The following is a 17,194-nucleotide window of genomic DNA, read 5'->3' as shown; positions in this document are numbered from 1 at the left end:
CCTCCGGATGTGACTTCGCGGCTGCCCCGCCGGCCCCTTCCTTGCCCTGCCCGGGCGATACCCCTAGCCCGCCAGATACTGCCGCAGCAGATCCCGTAGTTCGGTCTCGAACTCCGCGTAGGTGCGGCGGAGTTGCTCGCCCGGCCAGTTCTCCGGCAGGAGTTCGGCGGGCAGCAGCGGGTCGGCGAGGAGATGGCGGAGCGCGGCCGCCGCGACCGTGAAGCGGTCGGCGTGGGTGCCGGCGCGGTCCAGTGCGACCGACAGGGCGCGGGCCCGCCCGGCCCAGCCGGTCAGGTCCCACAGCCGGCCGGCGAGCGTGGCCGGGTCACCGTCCGGGGTGCCGGTGAACCAGGTGCACTGGTCGGTGACGACGGCGGGGCGGGACCGGTCGAGGTTGGCGGGGCGCAGCCAGTTGCCCTCGCGGAGCTCGGCCATCCGCAGCGTCGCCATGGCCTGGCGCAGCGCGGTGCGCTCGGCCGCCGGACGGCCTTCCGGGGTGGTGACGACGGCGATCTCCCAGTCCCCGCTCCAGGGGCGGGTCCGCGGTGAGCGGCTCTCGTCCTGCCTAGTCTGGCGCGCCAGCAGCCGGGTCGTGAGGGCGTACGCACCCTCGGCCTGCCGCAGGTCACCGGCGGCCACCATCCGGGAGAGCGCGACCCGGACGGTGCCCTCGGCGATGCCGAAGAGCTCACCGACCCGCACCAGGGCGCGCGCGGGCAGCCGCGGCGGGTGGTGCCCGAGGAGGGTGCTCAGCACGATGGAGCGGGCCGTGAGCGGGCGGAGCGCGAGCGCGGCGGCCTCGGTGTCGTCGATCGTGCGGGTCCGGTCGTCGTTCATATGTGCACGGAATTCTAGCGAGGGCGGCCTGGGCGGGATGAGAGCGCCGAGAGTCTTACAGCCGTCCCTCTTACAAGCGCCCCCTCACAAGACCCTCTTACAGCCTTCCCACGGCTGTCCGGTTTCTGTAACGTCAATGCTATGACCGTCACCCATGAAGTCGTGAATCAGGCCCCGCCGCTGACCGGGTTCAGCACGGCGGACGAGCCGGCCCTGCTGGAGGCGCTGCGCCGGGACGGCGCCGAGTGGGGCGTGCGGGAGGTGACCGAGCTCGGCGCGCTGGCCGGTTCCGCGGCGGTGCAGGAGCAGGCCCGCTGGGCGGAGGAGCAGCCGCCGCGGCTGCACACCCACGACCGGTTCGGCCACCGCATCGACGAGGTCGCCTTCCATCCGGCCTGGCATCAGCTGATGACCGTCGCGGTGGAGCACGGGCTGCACGCCGCGCCCTGGGCCGACGGCCGCTCCGGGGCGCATCTGGTGCGCGCCGCGAAGTTCTACGTCTGGTCGCAGGCCGAGGCGGGACACGGCTGTCCGATCTCGATGACGTACGCCGCCGTGCCCGCGCTGCGTGCCGCGCCGGGTCTCGCCGCGCAGTACGAACCGCTGCTCGCCGCCCGCAGCTACGACTTCGGACTGCGGGCGCCGCTGACCAAGTCGGGCCTGATCGCCGGCATGTCGATGACGGAGAAGCAGGGCGGCTCCGACGTACGGGCCAACACCACGCGCGCGGTGCCGGCCGGCGACGGCACGTACCGCATCACCGGCCACAAGTGGTTCACCTCGGCGCCGATGAGCGATGTGTTCCTGGCGCTGGCGCAGACCGAGGAGGGGCTCGGCTGCTTCCTGGTGCCGCGGGTGCTGCCGGACGGCACGCTCAACGGGATGCGGCTGATGCGACTCAAGGACAAGCTGGGCAATCGCTCCAACGCCTCCTCCGAGATCGAGTACGACGAGGCGGTGGCCTGGCCGGTCGGCGAGCCGGGCCGCGGGGTGCGGACCATCGTCGAGATGGTGAACATGACCCGGCTGGACTGTGTGCTGGGGTCGGCGGCCGGGATGCGGGCCGGGCTGCGGCAGGCGCTGCACCACACCGCTCACCGCCGGGCGTTCGGACGGCAGCTGGACCGCCAGCCGCTGATGCGTTCGGTGCTCGCCGATCTGGCGGTCGAGTCGGAGGCGGCGACCCTGCTGGGGATGCGGCTGGCGACGGCGGTGGACCGTTCGCAGGCCGGGGACGCCGGGGAGGCGGCGCTGCGCCGGCTGGCACTGGCGGCCGGCAAGTACTGGGTGTGCAAGCGGGGCAGCACCCATGCCGCGGAGGCGCTGGAGTGCCTGGGCGGCAACGGCTATGTCGAGGATTCCGGAATGCCGCGGCTCTACCGGGAGGCGCCGCTGCTGTCCATCTGGGAGGGCTCGGGAAATGTCGCCGCGCTCGATGTGCTGCGGGCACTGGGCAAGGAACCGGCCGCGCTGGACGCGTTCTTCGCCGAGGTGGAGACCGCGGCGGGCGCCGACCGGCGGCTGGACGCGGCGGTGGCCGGGGTCCGCAAGATGCTCGGTGGGCTCGCCGAGCCGGAGCGGGCACAGCTGATGGCGCGGTCGCTGGCGGAGCGGATGGCGCTGGTGCTGCAGGGTTCCCTGCTGGTGCGGCACAGCCACCCGGCGGTCGCCGATGCGTTCTGCGCCTCGCGGCTCGACGGGGAGTGGGGCAACGCCTTCGGCACCCTGCCGGCCGGCGTCGATCTGACCTCGGTCCTGGAGCGGGCCCGGCCGGATGCGCCGGGTGCGGCCGGGAACGCGGTCTGATGTCCGTACGGGTGGAGCGCGCCGGGCCGGTGACGACGGTGGTGCTGTCCCGGCCCGCTTCCCGCAACGCCGTGGACGGGGCGGCGGCCCGGCAACTCGCCGACGCTTGCCGGGAGTTCGACGCCGATGACGGTGCCCGGATCGCGGTGTTGTGGGGCGAGGGCGGGACGTTCTGCTCCGGTGCCGATCTCAAGGCGATCGGCACCGAGCGCGGCAATCGCGTGGCCCCGGACGGGGACGGACCGATGGGGCCGACCCGGATGCGGCTGGGCAAGCCGGTGATCGCAGCGGTCGCGGGGCATGCGGTGGCCGGTGGTCTGGAGCTGGCGCTCTGGTGCGATCTCCGGGTGGCGGAGGAGGACGCGGTGTTCGGGGTGTTCTGCCGGCGCTGGGGAGTGCCGCTGATCGACGGCGGTACGGTGCGGCTGCCGCGGCTGATCGGCGCGAGCCGGGCGATGGACCTGGTGCTGACGGGGCGTCCGGTCCCGGCCGCGGAGGCGCTGGACATCGGTCTGGTCCACCGCGTGGTGCCGGCTGGTACGGCGCGCGCGGAGGCCGAACTGCTGGCGGCGGAGATCGCCCGCTTCCCGCAGGCATGTCTGCGCAGCGACCGCGCCTCCCTATTGGACCAGGAGGGCCGGGACGAGGAGTCGGCGATGGCCGCGGAACTCCGTTACGGACAGGCGGTACTGCCCGAGGCGACGGCAGGTGCGGCGCGGTTCACCGCGGGGGCGGGACGGCACGGTGCGCCGGACGGGAGTCAGGAACCGGGAGCGTGACGCCCACGGCGCCGGTCCGCCCCGGAGCCGCTCCGGGCTCCTCCGCCTCCGGCCCTGGCCAGGGCGGCGGACGGCAACCGCTGCGACCCGCCACCCCCCAGATGACCGGCGTCGTTGAAGGCCCACGGCCCTCCGCGTACCGTCGCTCTGCCCCGCCTTCGCCGCCCGCCCGCAGCCCGCCCTCCAGGAGCACACCATGCGCGATCTGAACTACCCCGAGGAGGGCGGCACTCGGCGCACTCCGCTGCCGTCGGGCTATCACCACCTCCACGAGGAGCTGCCGCTCGGCCACGGCCGGACGGTGCTGGCCGCTGCGGGCGAGGCGATCACCACCTTCCGGATGCACCGTGCGGCCGGCGCCGGAATCCGCGCCGATGCCCCACGGGCGGCGCCGGGCGTGAACGTCGAGGTCGCGCTGGGGTTCGGCCTGCTGCGGCTGCGGGCGCCGTGCACCGTGGTGTGGACGGTGCACGACGAGAACCGCATCGGGTTCGGATACGGGGCCCGGAAGGGGCATCCCGAGTGCGGTGAGGAGGCGTTCGTCGCCGAGCTGCGCGCGGACGGCTCGGTCTGGTTCACGGTGACCGCCTTCAGCCGGCCCGCCCGCGCGCTCACCCGACTCGCCGGCCCACTGGTCCCCGTCTTCCAGCGCCAGTACGCCCGCCATCTGGGCCGGACCCTCCGACGCCTGGCGAACCGTCCGTAGCTCACCCCCTGATAGCCCCCCGAATACACGTAGTTACTGGCGCGTAGCAATACCGCATCCGATCGCTATACGTCCACCTCGCATTCATCATTTCGTCACCATCACCTCTGGCGACCGTGAAAGAAAACCAGACATGTGTGAAGACGAACTGATCCCGCCGCAGGCGGACATGACCGAGCGGGAGTGGCTGCGGGCCGGGTCGGAGACGACGGCCGGGGGGCCGTCGATGCGGACGACGGGGCGCGTTCCGCAGTGGGTGAACCGGCGGACCCTGCTGGGCGGCGCGATGGCCGGTGCGGCGCTCACGGTGCTGCCTTCGCCGGCCCAGTCGCCCGCTTCCGCCGCGCCCCGCCTCGGGGGCCCGGGAGCCTTCCCGTTCCCCGAACACCCCAATGGAAAGGGCGAGTTCGCCGTTCTGGTCACCGGTGACGCGGGGACGGGGGACGAGGCGCAGTACGCGGTGGCGGCCGCCGCACGGGACCTGTGCCGGACCGAGGGGATAGGCCTTGCGGTGGGCCTCGGCGACAACATTTACGAGAACGGGCCGGAATCCGACGATGACTCGGAGTTCCAGGACAAGTTCGAGAAGCCGAACAGCGGTATCGATGTGCCCTGGCTGATGGTGCTGGGCAATCACGACTGTTCGGGGCTGATTCCCGGCAGCGGTGGCGACCCGTCCCGCGGTGACCGCGAGGTCGCCTATGCCGCCACCTCACGGCGCTGGTACATGCCGAGCCGCTACTACAGCGTGCCGCTGCCGGCCGCCGACCCGCTGGTGGAGTTCTTCGCCATCGACACCATCCCCTGGTCGTCGTACGTGGCCCAGCTCGACCCGCACTACCGCTGGGACGGGCCGTACATGCGCGAGCAGCGGAGCTGGTTGGACGGTGCGCTGCGCGCCTCGCGCGCCCGCTGGAAGGTGGTGATCGGCCACCACCCGTACCTCAACAACGGCAAGCACGGCAGCGCCGGTTCCTATGACGGTTTCGAGATCGGGAACTACACCAGCGGTGTCCACCTCAAGGACATGTACGAGAACGTGGTCTGCGGACGGGCCGATCTGATCCTGTCCGGTCATGACCACACACTGCAGGTCCTTGAGCCGACGGCCCGTACGGGCGGCACCCGGCAGGTGGTGTGCGGTGCGTCGGCCAAGACGGAGGACGGCAAGGCGCACTTCGGGCACCCTGCGGCCTGGCAGAACTTCTCCGACAACGGGTTCATGGTGCTGAAGGTGTCCGGCGCGCGGCTGACCATCGATGCGTACACCGTCGATGTGGCGACCCGGAAGGCCACCCTGGCCCACCGGACCCACCAGACCCGGCCGGTGGCGGCGCCTGCGCGGACGCACGCCTGACGACAGCAGCCGTCCCGGGGCCGCACTCCCCCGGGACGGCTCACCTCGCACGAGAGGAAGGGCAGGCCGGGAGCCCTCCGGCCGGGCCTGAGGGGCCCTCGGGGCATGACCAGTCGGGTCAGTCGGGCGCAAGGGGCAGTCGGCGCACGAGGGGAAGTCAGCGCACGAGGGGCGCTCGGCCTACCAGGTGAAGGTGGCCGAGGCACCGGCCGGCAGAGCATAAGTGACGTGCTGTCCATGCCAGTTGATACCCGTCCGCCGGGTGCGCCCGGTGTCGTTGTAGACGATGAGGGCCCTGGAGCCGTCGGGGTTGCGCCAGGCGACATTGGGGAGGGCGGCCGAGGCGGTGGAGCCGATACGGCGGGCGCCGGGCCGCACGAACTTGGTGAGATGGCCCATCGTGTAGTACTCGACGGTGTAGTCGACCGTGCCGTGCCGTCCGTCGCCGCGGTGCACGGTGACCAGTCCGGTGCAGTTGCCGCAACCGCCGTGGTGCGGACCGCCGTTCTGGTCCACGGCGAGGGACCACTTGACCCAGCTGCGGCCCCAATTGCGGGTGTAGTCGATGAGGTTGCGCATGTCCTCCCGCTGCTGGTTTCTGACCCACCGGCCGCCGGAGTGCTCGGTGTCGTACGCGGCCAGACCCGGATACCGGTGGTGCAGCCTGGTCTGCCGGGTGACCTCACCGCTGTAGCCGTGCCAGGCGACGCCGCCGAAGTTGGGGTGGCGGCGGACGGCGGGATCGTCGACAGTGGGCGCGGCGAATTCTCGATAGGTGTCCCAATTCCAGTCCAGCGCAAGGACCTTGGTGGACAGCCCCGCACGGCTCAGGGCGGGGAGCAGGTCATGCTTGGTGAAGTAGGCGAGTCCGGAGCCGTTCCACCGCATGGACGGATACCCAGAGCAGCAGGTGGGCTCGTTCTGGACGGAGACATAGTCGACCGGCACCCCTCGGTCCCGGTACGCCTGGAGGTACTTCACGAAGTACCGGGCGTAGACGCCGTAGTACTTCGCCCGGAGCCATCCCTGGTCGAGCTTCCTGTTGTCCTTCATCCAGGCGGGTGCGCTCCAGGGCGAGGCCATCACCGTGACGGCCGGGTTGAGCCGGCGGGCCCAGGCGGTCAGCGGCAGGACATCGGCGAGATCGTGCGCGACGGAGAAGTGCTGCAGGCCCGGGTCGGTCCGTCCGGCCGGCCGGTCGTCGTAGGTGTAGCCGAAGCGGGCGAGGTCGGAGGCCCCCATGGGGTTACGGACGAAGCTGAGCCCGATGCCGTCGGCGGGGTCGAAGAGCTTTTTCATCGTGGCGGCGCGGGCACGGTCACTCAGCGCGCCGCTGCTGTTCAGCAGCCATGCGGCGGTATCGGTGAAGGAGGCACCACCACCCTCGAACCGCTGGTATTTCTTCCCCTCGTCGACGGCGATGCCGCCCCCGCCACCCGGCGCGAAGGTGAGCGGCGCCTGCTTCTCCAGCCCCTTGACGACCTGCCGGCCCCCGGCACCGGCGGTGGTGGTGAGGTAGACCTGCACCTGCTGCGGCCCACTGGCCGGCGGTCCGACCGACCACAGCACGACGAGCGCGGCCACCACCGCCCCGGCCGCGCCGGTCAGGATCCGCCGGACGCTGCTGGCTCTCATGTGGGTGTGTCTTCCTCCGGCAAGGACGGTCGGGTACGCACACCGGCACGCGCACACACCGGACCACGGACCTGCTGCCGGCGCGGCCTTACGACGTTCGTGCCATGGAAGTCGTCGAGGGCGAGCCGATCCGTCCGATCACTCATGGGCCGGCCCGCCCCCGACATCGCGCAGTAGTTGGCGGACTCCGCGAACAGGCCGGTAACCGAGCGCGTCTGTGGCGGCAGTCGAGTCGTACACCCGGTCCAGGCGATCGGGCACTGGCCACCCCTGGTCGCGGAATGCCTGGACGACGTCCGGAACCCGTTCGGCGAGCACCGCGCCCGCATCGCGGGAAAGGGCAAGGCAGTCTTCACGGTGAAATGGGTGCGGCCCGGAGATATTGAACCTGCCGGTCACGGTGGAGTGCGTCACGGCCAGGACCCCCGCCGCTGCTACGTCGGCAACGTCGACTGCCCGGTGCAGCAGATGGCGGGCCCGCACGGGCAGTGGCTCCGGAAAGCATCGCGATATCCGCAGCGTGACCGAAGAAATGGGGCAGGCGGCGACCAACTCCTCCGCAGCCAGTTTGGTCTCGTCGTAGATGTCCCTGGGAAGAGGCGTGAGCTGCTCGTCCACCCAGACCGCACGGTCGGTGGGCACCAGGGCGTGTCCGTACACACTCGTACTGCTGATGTAGAGAACCCGCCGGGCGCCGAGGCCGGCAGCATCGTCGAGAAGGCCCGCTGTCATACCGACGTTCACGGCTCGGAACTCGTCATCGGCCAGGCGCCCGACGTGCGGGGCGTGCAGCGCGGCAGTGTGGACCAGGACATCGGCCGACTGCAATGCGGCCAGCCGCACGGGCCGGTCGCGCAGGTCTCCGACGACACTCGTCCAGCGGCCGGGAACCCGGTCCACACCGCGGACCACCCAGCCGGCCGCGTCGAGTGCCGCCGCCAGGGCCGCTCCGACCCGGCCCGAACTTCCCGTCACCGCAACCAGCCCAGCGGGGGCTCTTTCCGTCGCTCGGTCCACGCGTCCGACTGTACGGCGTGGAACCGATCTCCTGAGATGGCACAGCAAAAGTGGAAGGCGGACTCAGGCCGCGGTTGCGGTTCGCGTCCCCAGGGCGATCAGCACGGCTCCCGCCAGGCGGCTCATCCCACGTCGGAACCGAGGTGTGTCGATTGCCGTGCTCGCAGCGGCGACCACGGACGTCCAGAACAGCAACCACACCAGCACAACGGCCATATGGGCGGCCGCGAGCGTCGCGATCTGTGGCGCGACGGGGCGGCTGGAAGTGAGGAACTGCGGTACCAGGGTGAGATAGACCGAAGCCGCCTTCGGATTGAGGACGTTGGACCACAGCCCCTGGCCAAATCCCCCGAGCCGCGCCCACGGCAAGCGCCATGGCCTCGCTGCCGTTGGTTCGACGCTTCGCCGCGTGGAGCGCCACGTGGTCACGCCCAACCAGATGACATAGATGCCGCCCAGGAGCTTCACCGCCGTCAACGCCCGGGCCGACGACATGACCAGGGCCGACAAGCCAACCGCGGCAAACGTTGCGTGCACCAGGAGTCCGCACACCGACCCACATGCGGCGCGCACGCCATCGGACCGCGAACCCGCGATCACCTGCTGCGTGACGAGGGTGAAGCTGGTGCCGGGAATCAATGTGAGGGGTGTGACTGCGGCTACGAAGCCGAGTACCTGAGGCCACTGCACACAACGAGCCTATGCAACGGGCACGCGCCAAGCCACCCTCAGGCATTCAACACCACATCGCCCGCAGAGGCGTTGAGCGCAAGGCCGAGCACTCCCCCGCCTTCGTCTGCATCGCCTCAGCTCTCAACAAGCTCCGACGACCACGCAATGAATCAACATCACGTCGCGCCTGTGTCCGCGATATACCGTGTGGCCATGTCGGCGTTCATACAACAGCTCCCCGCCCTCATCGGCGTGGTGATCGGCGCCCTTGGATCGTATGTGGCGAGTACGCGCGGCGATCAAGCCCGCTTCCGTCGCGAGCGGGCGGCCCATTGGGAGGAGCGGCGGCTGACGGCCTACGCCGACTTCGCCAGGTCGCTGAAGAAGAGTGTCACCCTGGCGTACCGGATCGCGGCCCACCTCGGCAACGACCCTCACCCGCATCCCTTGTCACCCGAGGAAGCGGCGCCTCACCTGGCCGATGCCACTGATGCCCGGGACCCAGCCGGAGAGGCGCTGTTGATGCTCGGCACCCCGGACGTGGTGGAGAAGGCCCGCGCATGGGTCGTCGTGGTGATGGAAATGGAAGGATTCCTGCGAGACCGGACCCATAGCCCGGAAACATGGTCAGCCATCCTCAAGCGCCAACGTGCCGCACGTGAGGGGTACTACGCGGCCGTCCGACGCGATCTGGCACTCCCGCCCGGCCATTCCGGGGAATGGCGACTTGCGCCGGCCCAGACCCCAGGGTCTCTCACATGAGGGCTTCCGCTGAACTACGCTGCGTCCGGCCCCTTCTGGCGGTACTCCTCGGGTATCTGCTGCTCGAACCAGACGACCTTGCCGGTGCTCAGCATTGTCGCTCCCCAGCGCCGGGAGAGCTGGTCGACCAGGAACAGGCCACGTCCGCCCTCGTCTCCGGCCTGAGCGCACCGCATCCGGGGCAGCTGCGGTGAATCGTCGCCCACCTCGCACCGGAGCACCTCGGTGCGGAGCAGCCGCAGGGCGATCGGGCGGGAGGCGTAGCGCACCGCGTTCGTCACCACTTCGCTGACCATGAGTTCGGTCGCATCGAGCATCGAGCCCAGGCCCCAGCGGTGCAGCGCCCGGCGGGTCAGCTGCCGCGCCCGGCCGGCCGTTTGCGGCTGGGGGCTGAGGAACCAGTACGCGACATTGCTCGGCGGGAAGCCGTCGAACCGGGCGGCTATCAGCGCCGCGTCGTCATCCCGGGCGTCCGGTGCCAGGAGGGTCAGCACCGCGTCGCAGAGCATTTCCAGCGGCGGGGAGCCGGCCCTGGCGGCAGCAGCTTCCAGGCGGGTACGCAGCGACTCCACACCTGTCCAGACATCCGTGGTGCGCGACTCGACAAGGCCGTCGGTGTACAGGAACAGAGTCGCTCCGGTGGGCGCGGGCATTTCCACGGTTTCGAAGGGAACGCCGCCCACTCCGATCGGTGAGCCGGGCGGGACCTGAAGCACTTCGCCCGAGCCGTCCGCATGCAGCAGTACCGGGGGCGGATGGCCCGCGTCGGCCACCTGAAGTCGCTGCGATATCGGGTCGTAGATGGCGTAGAGGCAGGTGGCCATGTGCTCGCTGCCGAGGCGCTGGGCCTGCTCGTCGAGGTGATACAGGACCTCTTCCGGCGGCAGGTCGAGCCTGGCGAGGGTCTGCACGGTGGTGCGCAGCTGGCCCATGATGGCGGCGGAGGTGATGGAGTGCCCCATGACGTCGCCGACGACCAGTGCGACGCGGTTGCCGGGCAGCGGGATCGCGTCGTACCAGTCACCGCCCACCTGGGTGGTCCCGGCAGACCACAGGTAGCGACTCGCCAGCCGGACCCCCGTGGTCTCGGGGAGCGACGAGGGCAGCATCGTGAGCTGGAGCGCGTCCGCGACCGAGGCTTCGTGTCCGTACGGCATGGTCTCGTCGACGCCGAAAGCGGCGTGTGTGGCGAGCTGGGAGGCGACGAACAGGTCGTCGCCCGTGAAGGCGAGCCGGTCGGCCCCGCGCAACAGGGCAACGGTTCCCATGAGGTGATGGCGGCCGTACAGCGGGGCGATGATCAGTCGTCGGCCCGGTGAGGGCGGCGTCGGCATGCTCCCCACCGGCTCCAGCAGCTCGGCCACCGCGGGCGCGGCCTCCGGGGCGTCACCGAAGAGGGGCTGCCGGGCCAGCAGAGACTCGACGAACCGGCCGGTGACCGTCAGCTGTATGGGCTCGGCGGTCCCCCGGGGCGCCGCAGTGGCCGTGTCCTCCGCCCCCTGAGCGACGCTGTGCAGCCGCAGGACGAGAGGCTCGGCCGCTTGCCCTTCCCCGGTCGGCAGCGGATGACGCAGATGGACGAGCATCGCATCGGCGAACGCGGGAATCGCTGCCTGGCGCAGTTCTCGCAGCGTTTCGTCCAGGTCGACGCCCCGGGCGATCCGCTGCGTCGCGGTTTCGAGGAACCGGAGCCGGTCGGTCTGCGCCTCGGGGGCACGCGCGGCCTGGTCCCGGGCCCCCTCCGCAGCACGCTCGGCGGTCGGTGCGGGGCGGGTGGCGCCGCGGCCCGGCAGGGTCGGGCCCTCCCCTGACCCACCGGACACGTCGTCGGAGCGGCGGCTTCCGGGAGGCGGCGGATGGGACGGCGGTGTCCGTGGTGGTGCGTCGTCCGGCTGCTGGGGCGTCCGGGACCGCTCCTGGTCGAGCGATGGGGGCTGCTTCCTCGTCGGCGGAGGCGGCGCGGTGGCGTCGGTGTTGGCGCTGGTGTTGGCCTTAGCGCTGGCGCTGGTGTTGGCGCTGGCCTTGGCGTTGGCGTTGGCGTTGGCGTCCACAGGTACGGCACCCGCTGCCAGGTCCTGGGAAGCAGGGCGCTCCCCGGCCCCGGCGGTGAACCTGCCGGGGCCTCGGTCTGGGGTGCGGGGCTTCATCACTCGTCTCGCCCGTCCGGTGGGGGCCGGGGACCGCGCGGGGCGGCCTCAGCCGCGCCGCGTGCAGTTGAGAAACAGCTGTTCCTCGGGCGGCACGTCCGAGATCTCCGGGGCGTAGGTGTACGAGGACTCCTCGACGACCTCGAAGTCCGCCTCCTCGATGACCTTGCGCAGGTCTTCCCGCAGGTAGCCGGTCACCCGGATCGCATTGCCGAGAAACGGGATCTTGAAGTAGTCCACATCGGCCTCCACCATCGAGAGGCTGAACAGGCCACCGGGGACCAGCAGGCCGTGGACCGTCCGCAGCACACCGGGAATCTCGGCGCGCGGCAGCATCAGCAGCGAGAAGAACGCCACGACCGCATCGAAACGGCCCAGGTCATGAGGGCCGTCGGGCCCCAGATCGGCGATGTCCAGCCGGTGGAACGTGGCACCGGGCACATACTCCCGGGCGAGAGCCACCATCCCACGGGACAGATCGACGCCGACCACCTCGCACCCCGCCTCCACCAGCTGCCGGGCGGTCGGGAGACCGGTTCCGCAGCCCAGGTCCAGCACCCGGGATCCGGCGGGCAGCGACCCGATCACCCACTCTGCGGCCGCGAGCTGCCCCTTCTTGTAGGGGAACGCCTCGTCATAGCGGTCGCCGATCGCGTCGAACGCCTCGGCCTGCCCCACGCGGTCGAGCCGGATGCTCTCAGGGCCGGCCTCGTCGCTCTCGTAATCGGCCTCGACGAATCCTCTGCTCACGAATTGCACCTCTTTACGTGCAGTTATTCGATTGTATCTACTATGGGGTCCTTTCATCCGCCGCGGCCTCGTAGGAATCCGCTTGCGCGAGGTGGGAGGGCGGCGGGACGACGAGCGCCACGGCCACCCGGTCGGGCCGGGCGGCCGGCCAGGCCACGGCGACGTGGACGGCAACGCCTGTCGGGCTACTCTCCGGACACAGCCACCACCTGCTTGCCCACCACTCCGCCTCGCTCGAATGCCTGATGGGCCGAGGCGATGTCCGCCAGCGGATACACGCTGTCGATGACGGGCCGCAGTCCACCAGACGTCACGTGGCCGGCCAGGGCACCCAGCAGTGCGGTGTCGGGGTTGGCGCTCAACGTGCGGATCCGGCGGCCGCCGTGCACGCTCGACGCGGCGATCGCGGCCATGGAGGAGGCCGAAAGAGCGATGGTGGCCATCCTGCCCTCACGGGTCAATCGACGCCGGTAGCCGTTCAGTTGCGAGCCCGCCGTGTCCAAGATGACATCGAACGGCCCGATCTGATCCGCCGTAGTGGCGCCGTAGTCGAAGACCTCGTCAGCGCCCAGCTCCCGCAGCGCCTCGGCATGGCGGCCGCGGGCCAGTGCGGTGACGTGTCCGCCCATCGCATGGGCGAGTTGCACGGCGGCCGTGCCGACTCCGCCGGCGGCGCCACGTACCAGGAGGCGTTCACCGCTCGTGAGGTGCAGGGTGTCCCGCAGTGCGATCAGCGCTGTCGTCCCCGCGACAACCAGGGAGGCCGCCTCCACCGACGAGACGCCTGCCGGTGCGGGCCCGATGCGGTCCGCGGGGACCACGACATACTCCGCGGCGCCACCGACGGTGTGCCGCTTGAGCGGCTGCACCGTGCCCCACACCCGGTCGCCGACCTGGTACTGATGGACGCCGGCGCCGGTTGCGGCGACGACACCGGCGAAATCCAGCCCCACACCTATCGGGAACCGGCGTCCGGTCATGATGCGCAAGCCCCCTGCGCGAACGATGGTGTCGAGTCCGTTGACGCTTGACGCCTCGATCGACACCAGGACCTCACCCGCGCCGGGGGCGGGACGGTCAACGTCGTTGACCCGCAGGACATCTGGTGCGCCGAAGCCGGTGATCTGAGCGGCCTTCATGTCATTTCCTATCGGTAGTTGCTGGTGAGTGGCGGTCGCCCGTGGGGGGTGGCGTGATGGCCGCGGCGCCGCATGCGCCTCGCCTACGGGCTCGGGCGAGGTGGCGGGACCCGGGTCAGGGCAGAAGGACGACCTTGCCCTGGTTGCGGCGGGATTCGATGTCGGCGTGGGCCCGGGCGGCCTCGGCGAGCGGGTAGACGTGCCCGACGGGGACGTCGAGCTTGCCGGCGGCGATCAGTCCGGCCAGCTGCGGCAGGGCCTCGGGGAAGCGGTCGGCCGGGTCCATGCCGGTGAACCGCACACCGTGCTGGGCGAAGGACGGGTCGGCGATGGTGATGACCTTGCCCGCGTCACCGGCCAGGGCGACGGAGTCGGCAAGCACCCCGGCACCTGAGGTGTCGAACACGCAGTCCACACCACAAGGGGCGACGGCCATGACCCGCTCCACCCAGCCCTCGCCATAGGGCACGGCCACAGCACCGAGGCCGTTGACGCGCTCGATGTCCCGCTCAGCGGTGGTGCCGATCACGGTGATTCCGCGGGCGGCGGCCACCTGCACGGCGATGCCGCCCACGCTGCCACCGGCGCCGTGGATGAGCAGTGTCTGCCCCGGCCGCACACCGAGGTGCTCGATCCCCCGGCAGGCGGCCTCACCGACCGTGATCATCGCGGCCGCGGTCTCGAACGACACCTCCGCGGGCTTGGCGAAGGGCCGGTCGAGCACTGCGTACTGGCTGTAGCCGCCGGCCGAGGCGACGCCGAAGACCTCGTCGCCGACCGCGGCGGCGGCGCCCTCGCCGGCCTTGTCGACGACACCGGCCACGTCCCAGCCCGGGACCGCCGGGAAGGCGACCGGGAAGACACCCCGCATCATCCCGGCACGAATCCGCAGGTCGATCGGGTTGACGGCGGTCGCCCGCACACGGATGCGGACCTGGCCCGGGCCCGGTTCGGGGAGGGCGACCCGGGACAGGGTGAGGACCTCGGGGCCGCCGTACTCGGAGTAGGTGATTGCAGTGGACATCAAGCACTTCCTGAGGGAGTCGGAACCGCACTAACCATGAATCATCCAGCGCGTGTGATTTCTTTGTATCACACACCACGTATGATTCGAGTCCACCCAGGGATCAGCCATGGCCCGACCATGACCCGACCATGACCTAAATCACACGATCCGTATGATTCATGGATAGGATGGGTGCATGCCGCAGCAGCCCCTCCACCGCCGCCAGCCGACGCCGGGCAATCCGCGCGTCCAGCGCACCCGCAACCGCGTTCTGACCGTCGCCCGTGAACTGCTGCCCCAGGTCGGACCGACCGGGCTGACGTACGCACTGCTGGCCGAGCGCGCCGATGTCACCCGCCAGACCCTCTACCGCCACTGGCCCAATCGGGCCGCGCTGCTCTTCGACCTGATCCTGGAAGGCCCCGACCTCGGCAACTACCCCACGCCGGGCAGCGACGTACGCACCGTCGCCACCGATTGGCTGAAGAGCCTGCGGGACGGCATCAGCGAACCGGTCATCCGCACCGCAGTACTGGCCGTCACCGCCCAGGCCGACCACGACGCCGACAGCGCCCAGGCCCTGGTGCGCATCGGCCAGGACCGCCACGCCGCCCTGAACAAACTGCTGGAGCCCTCGGGCGTCCAGATCGACGACGCCGAGTTCACCCTGCTCTACGGACCGGTCCTAGCCCGCCTCTTCCTCGACCGCAGCCACCCGACCGACGAGTTCATCGACACCGTCGTCACCCAGTGGCTCACCACCCTCGAAGCACAGCAGCGTCCGGCAACTCCGAACGCTTCCTGAGGGCGGGCCGCATCGGCATCACAGCGGCGAACACGAGGATCGCCGAACGAACTCACCCTCGTCACAGGGGTCTTCTTCGCCGACTGCCTGGGACCGTGAACGGCCACTGCCTGCACGCGCCGTGGCCCGCAGCGCGCTCGCCGCGAACCCCGATCCCGTGCTGCTCGTCGAGCCCATCGCGGACGCGATACGACTGAGCCCCGCCTGCCCGCCTGCCGGTATCGCCCAAGTATCCGGGCAGCCTCAGCCCGTCATAGACCGGTTCTAAGGTGGGCACATGATCGACTCACATGGCCCGCTCGCCCGCATCATGGAACGGGTACCGCCGCCGGCTGAAGTGGTGAACGGATCTGGCGACTGGGGTGCCGCCGAGCGGGCGCTGGGCACGCCGCTACCGGACGACTTCAAGCAGGTGGTGGAGGCGTACGGACTCGGCGACTTCTGGGGCGCCCTGTGCCTGTGCACACCATTCGGTGACGACAACCCCATCCGGCTGCAGGCGGACCTCCTGGAGGACTTCGGTCCATTGCGGGAGGACGAGCCCGAGCGCTATCCGTACCCTCTTTTCCCGGAACCCGGCGGGCTACTTGCCTGGGCGGTGACCGACATCGGAACGCACTTGTGCTGGCTGACCGCTGGGCCGCCCGAATCCTGGCCGGTGGTGATCTGGTCACGTGACGACGAGTACGAACGGTTCGACTGCGGGGTCGCCGCATTCCTGGAAGGGTGGCTCAGTAGCCGCATCACTTCTGAACTCCTGCACCATGAACCGGAACTCGCCCCCTGGTTCGATGCAGCCGTCGAACGCGACCACATATACATCCAACTGGACGGAGGGACTCTCCCCTACACCGAAAGGCTGCGGATCCTGCGCGATGCGCTCGCCCCCACCGCGGACCGCGGCTCTTATGAACATGACGGCAGCCGGCAAGACCATTTCGTCGTTACCGAGACCGGCTGGGAACTGACTTATGAGACGGCCTACGGGCACCAACTTCGCGTCGCTTTCCCGCCCGCCGACAGCGCGCAGGCCCGCCATGCCGTCCTCACGGCCATCGACCGCATGGGATGCGTCGTCCAGTCCATGAACACGGTCCACGGCACCTCATCCTGGGCCCCCGGCGGCGGGGTGTAATCCAGTCAGCCTGGGGCTAACGCCTGCTCGCGGCTACCGCGACAATGCCGCCCAGGGAGCCGAGTACCACACACAAGGGCGAGTACAGGACAGTGTTCAACTGCTGGAATTCGACGGCGGCTCCGGAGTTCATGAAGTAGCCGCCCAGGCCTCGGACGAGCAGCACCACCGTCAAGCCGTACATGCCCACCAAGCGCAGCCACTCCGGGCCGATTGCCGGGAGGGACTCATTCACCATGAGGGTGAGCACAGCGCCACCGATCAGCGCCAGCCCTACCAGAAGGGTGATCGGCGCCGGCGGCATCTTGCCGTCATAGGTACCGGCGAACGTCTTGGTGAATGTTATTGCGTCCTTCATCGGCCAGTACGAGAACGCCCAGATGAAGTGCAACAAGCCGATTGCCGTGAGGACAATCGCCAACACCATAGGGACCAGCGTGCGGACCATATGCAGTGCCTCCAACTCAGTGTGCTTGGTGCCACGGTCTTCGGCGTCCCTTGTGCCTAGGGCCACGGCGATCCCGATCCCAATCCCGATCCCGATCCGGCCGGCCTCGCCGACCACGGCGATCGCAGTCGTGCCGACGTCCACGAGCTGACCACGAGGTGGTTGCTCGACTCTTCGCGCCTGCCCGGCACCA

16 protein-coding genes are annotated in these 17,194 nt (G+C 70.2%); 7 read left to right on the top strand and 9 right to left on the bottom strand.

The window, feature by feature from the left end; translation table 11 throughout:
• Nucleotides 1-63 precede the first annotated feature (63 nt).
• Nucleotides 64-837, bottom strand: coding sequence for a PaaX family transcriptional regulator C-terminal domain-containing protein (locus NUT86_RS34975; protein ID WP_159484923.1), 774 nt, complete (start codon nt 835-837; stop codon nt 64-66).
• A gap of 141 nt (nt 838-978) precedes the next feature.
• Between NUT86_RS34975 and NUT86_RS34970 the strand changes: the two genes are divergently transcribed.
• The 4 genes from NUT86_RS34970 to NUT86_RS34955 all read left to right on the top strand — a co-directional run bounded on the left by NUT86_RS34970 (nt 979) and on the right by NUT86_RS34955 (nt 5,485).
• On the top strand, nt 979-2,643 hold the full coding sequence (locus NUT86_RS34970; protein ID WP_159484925.1) for an acyl-CoA dehydrogenase family protein: 1,665 nt from the start codon (nt 979-981) through the stop codon (nt 2,641-2,643).
• Entirely contained in the window at nt 2,643-3,422 is a 780-nt protein-coding gene (locus NUT86_RS34965) for a crotonase/enoyl-CoA hydratase family protein (RefSeq protein ID WP_274739349.1), read from the top strand. Before NUT86_RS34970 ends, NUT86_RS34965 begins: the two co-directional genes overlap by 1 nt.
• Before the next feature lie 196 nt (nt 3,423-3,618).
• On the top strand, nt 3,619-4,128 hold the full coding sequence (locus tag NUT86_RS34960) for a DUF1990 family protein (protein WP_274739347.1): 510 nt from the start codon (nt 3,619-3,621) through the stop codon (nt 4,126-4,128).
• A 133-nt stretch (nt 4,129-4,261) separates the two neighbouring features.
• Entirely contained in the window at nt 4,262-5,485 is a 1,224-nt protein-coding gene (locus NUT86_RS34955; protein WP_274739345.1) for a metallophosphoesterase, read from the top strand.
• Between the two features lie 180 nt (nt 5,486-5,665).
• Here the strand turns inward: NUT86_RS34955 and NUT86_RS34950 are convergent, their stop codons facing one another.
• The 3 genes from NUT86_RS34950 to NUT86_RS34940 all read right to left on the bottom strand — a co-directional run bounded on the left by NUT86_RS34950 (nt 5,666) and on the right by NUT86_RS34940 (nt 8,827).
• Nucleotides 5,666-7,120 carry a glycoside hydrolase family 30 protein gene (locus NUT86_RS34950; RefSeq protein ID WP_342456269.1) on the bottom strand — a complete coding sequence of 485 codons (1,455 nt, stop codon included), beginning with the start codon at nt 7,118-7,120 and terminating at the stop codon, nt 5,666-5,668.
• Nucleotides 7,121-7,258: 138 nt separating this feature from the next.
• On the bottom strand, nt 7,259-8,095 hold the full coding sequence (locus NUT86_RS34945; RefSeq protein WP_274739343.1) for an NAD-dependent epimerase/dehydratase family protein: 837 nt from the start codon (nt 8,093-8,095) through the stop codon (nt 7,259-7,261).
• 105 nt (nt 8,096-8,200) lie between these two features.
• Complete coding sequence (locus NUT86_RS34940; protein ID WP_274739342.1) at nt 8,201-8,827, bottom strand: LysE family translocator; 627 nt, start codon at nt 8,825-8,827, stop codon at nt 8,201-8,203.
• 195 nt (nt 8,828-9,022) lie between these two features.
• On the opposite strand from NUT86_RS34940, the gene NUT86_RS34935 reads away from it, so the two are divergent.
• A complete protein-coding gene (locus NUT86_RS34935) occupies nt 9,023-9,571 on the top strand; it encodes a hypothetical protein (RefSeq protein ID WP_274739341.1) in 549 nt (182 codons plus the stop codon).
• Nucleotides 9,572-9,585: 14 nt separating this feature from the next.
• Here the strand turns inward: NUT86_RS34935 and NUT86_RS34930 are convergent, their stop codons facing one another.
• The 4 genes from NUT86_RS34930 to NUT86_RS34915 all read right to left on the bottom strand — a co-directional run bounded on the left by NUT86_RS34930 (nt 9,586) and on the right by NUT86_RS34915 (nt 14,631).
• Nucleotides 9,586-11,622 carry an ATP-binding SpoIIE family protein phosphatase gene (locus NUT86_RS34930; RefSeq protein WP_274739339.1) on the bottom strand — a complete coding sequence of 679 codons (2,037 nt, stop codon included), beginning with the start codon at nt 11,620-11,622 and terminating at the stop codon, nt 9,586-9,588.
• A 144-nt stretch (nt 11,623-11,766) separates the two neighbouring features.
• Complete coding sequence (locus NUT86_RS34925; RefSeq protein ID WP_274739337.1) at nt 11,767-12,468, bottom strand: class I SAM-dependent DNA methyltransferase; 702 nt, start codon at nt 12,466-12,468, stop codon at nt 11,767-11,769.
• A 185-nt stretch (nt 12,469-12,653) separates the two neighbouring features.
• Entirely contained in the window at nt 12,654-13,607 is a 954-nt protein-coding gene (locus NUT86_RS34920; RefSeq protein ID WP_274739336.1) for an NAD(P)-dependent alcohol dehydrogenase, read from the bottom strand.
• A gap of 115 nt (nt 13,608-13,722) precedes the next feature.
• Complete coding sequence (locus tag NUT86_RS34915; protein ID WP_274739335.1) at nt 13,723-14,631, bottom strand: NADP-dependent oxidoreductase; 909 nt, start codon at nt 14,629-14,631, stop codon at nt 13,723-13,725.
• Nucleotides 14,632-14,809: 178 nt separating this feature from the next.
• Here NUT86_RS34915 and NUT86_RS34910 point away from each other — a divergent pair, with 178 nt between their 5' ends.
• Together NUT86_RS34910 and NUT86_RS34905 are read left to right on the top strand one after the other, a co-directional pair.
• Nucleotides 14,810-15,418, top strand: a complete 609-nt coding sequence (locus tag NUT86_RS34910) for a TetR/AcrR family transcriptional regulator (protein WP_274739334.1) — start codon at nt 14,810-14,812, stop codon at nt 15,416-15,418.
• Between the two features lie 277 nt (nt 15,419-15,695).
• A complete protein-coding gene (locus NUT86_RS34905) occupies nt 15,696-16,553 on the top strand; it encodes an SMI1/KNR4 family protein (protein ID WP_274739333.1) in 858 nt (285 codons plus the stop codon).
• A gap of 16 nt (nt 16,554-16,569) precedes the next feature.
• Here the strand turns inward: NUT86_RS34905 and NUT86_RS34900 are convergent, their stop codons facing one another.
• The gene (locus NUT86_RS34900; protein WP_274739332.1) at nt 16,570-17,145 is read right to left on the bottom strand and encodes a DUF3995 domain-containing protein; all 576 of its coding nucleotides are present in this window, start codon (nt 17,143-17,145) and stop codon (nt 16,570-16,572) included.
• Nucleotides 17,146-17,194: the final 49 nt, after the last annotated feature.

Source organism: Streptomyces sp. G7(2002) (genome assembly GCF_028870195.1).
In the GTDB taxonomy this organism is placed as follows: Bacteria; Actinomycetota; Actinomycetes; order Streptomycetales; family Streptomycetaceae; genus Streptomyces; species Streptomyces nigrescens.
Note: the sequence above shows the minus strand (reverse complement) of the source record. Positions and strands in the feature narration are given on the sequence as shown.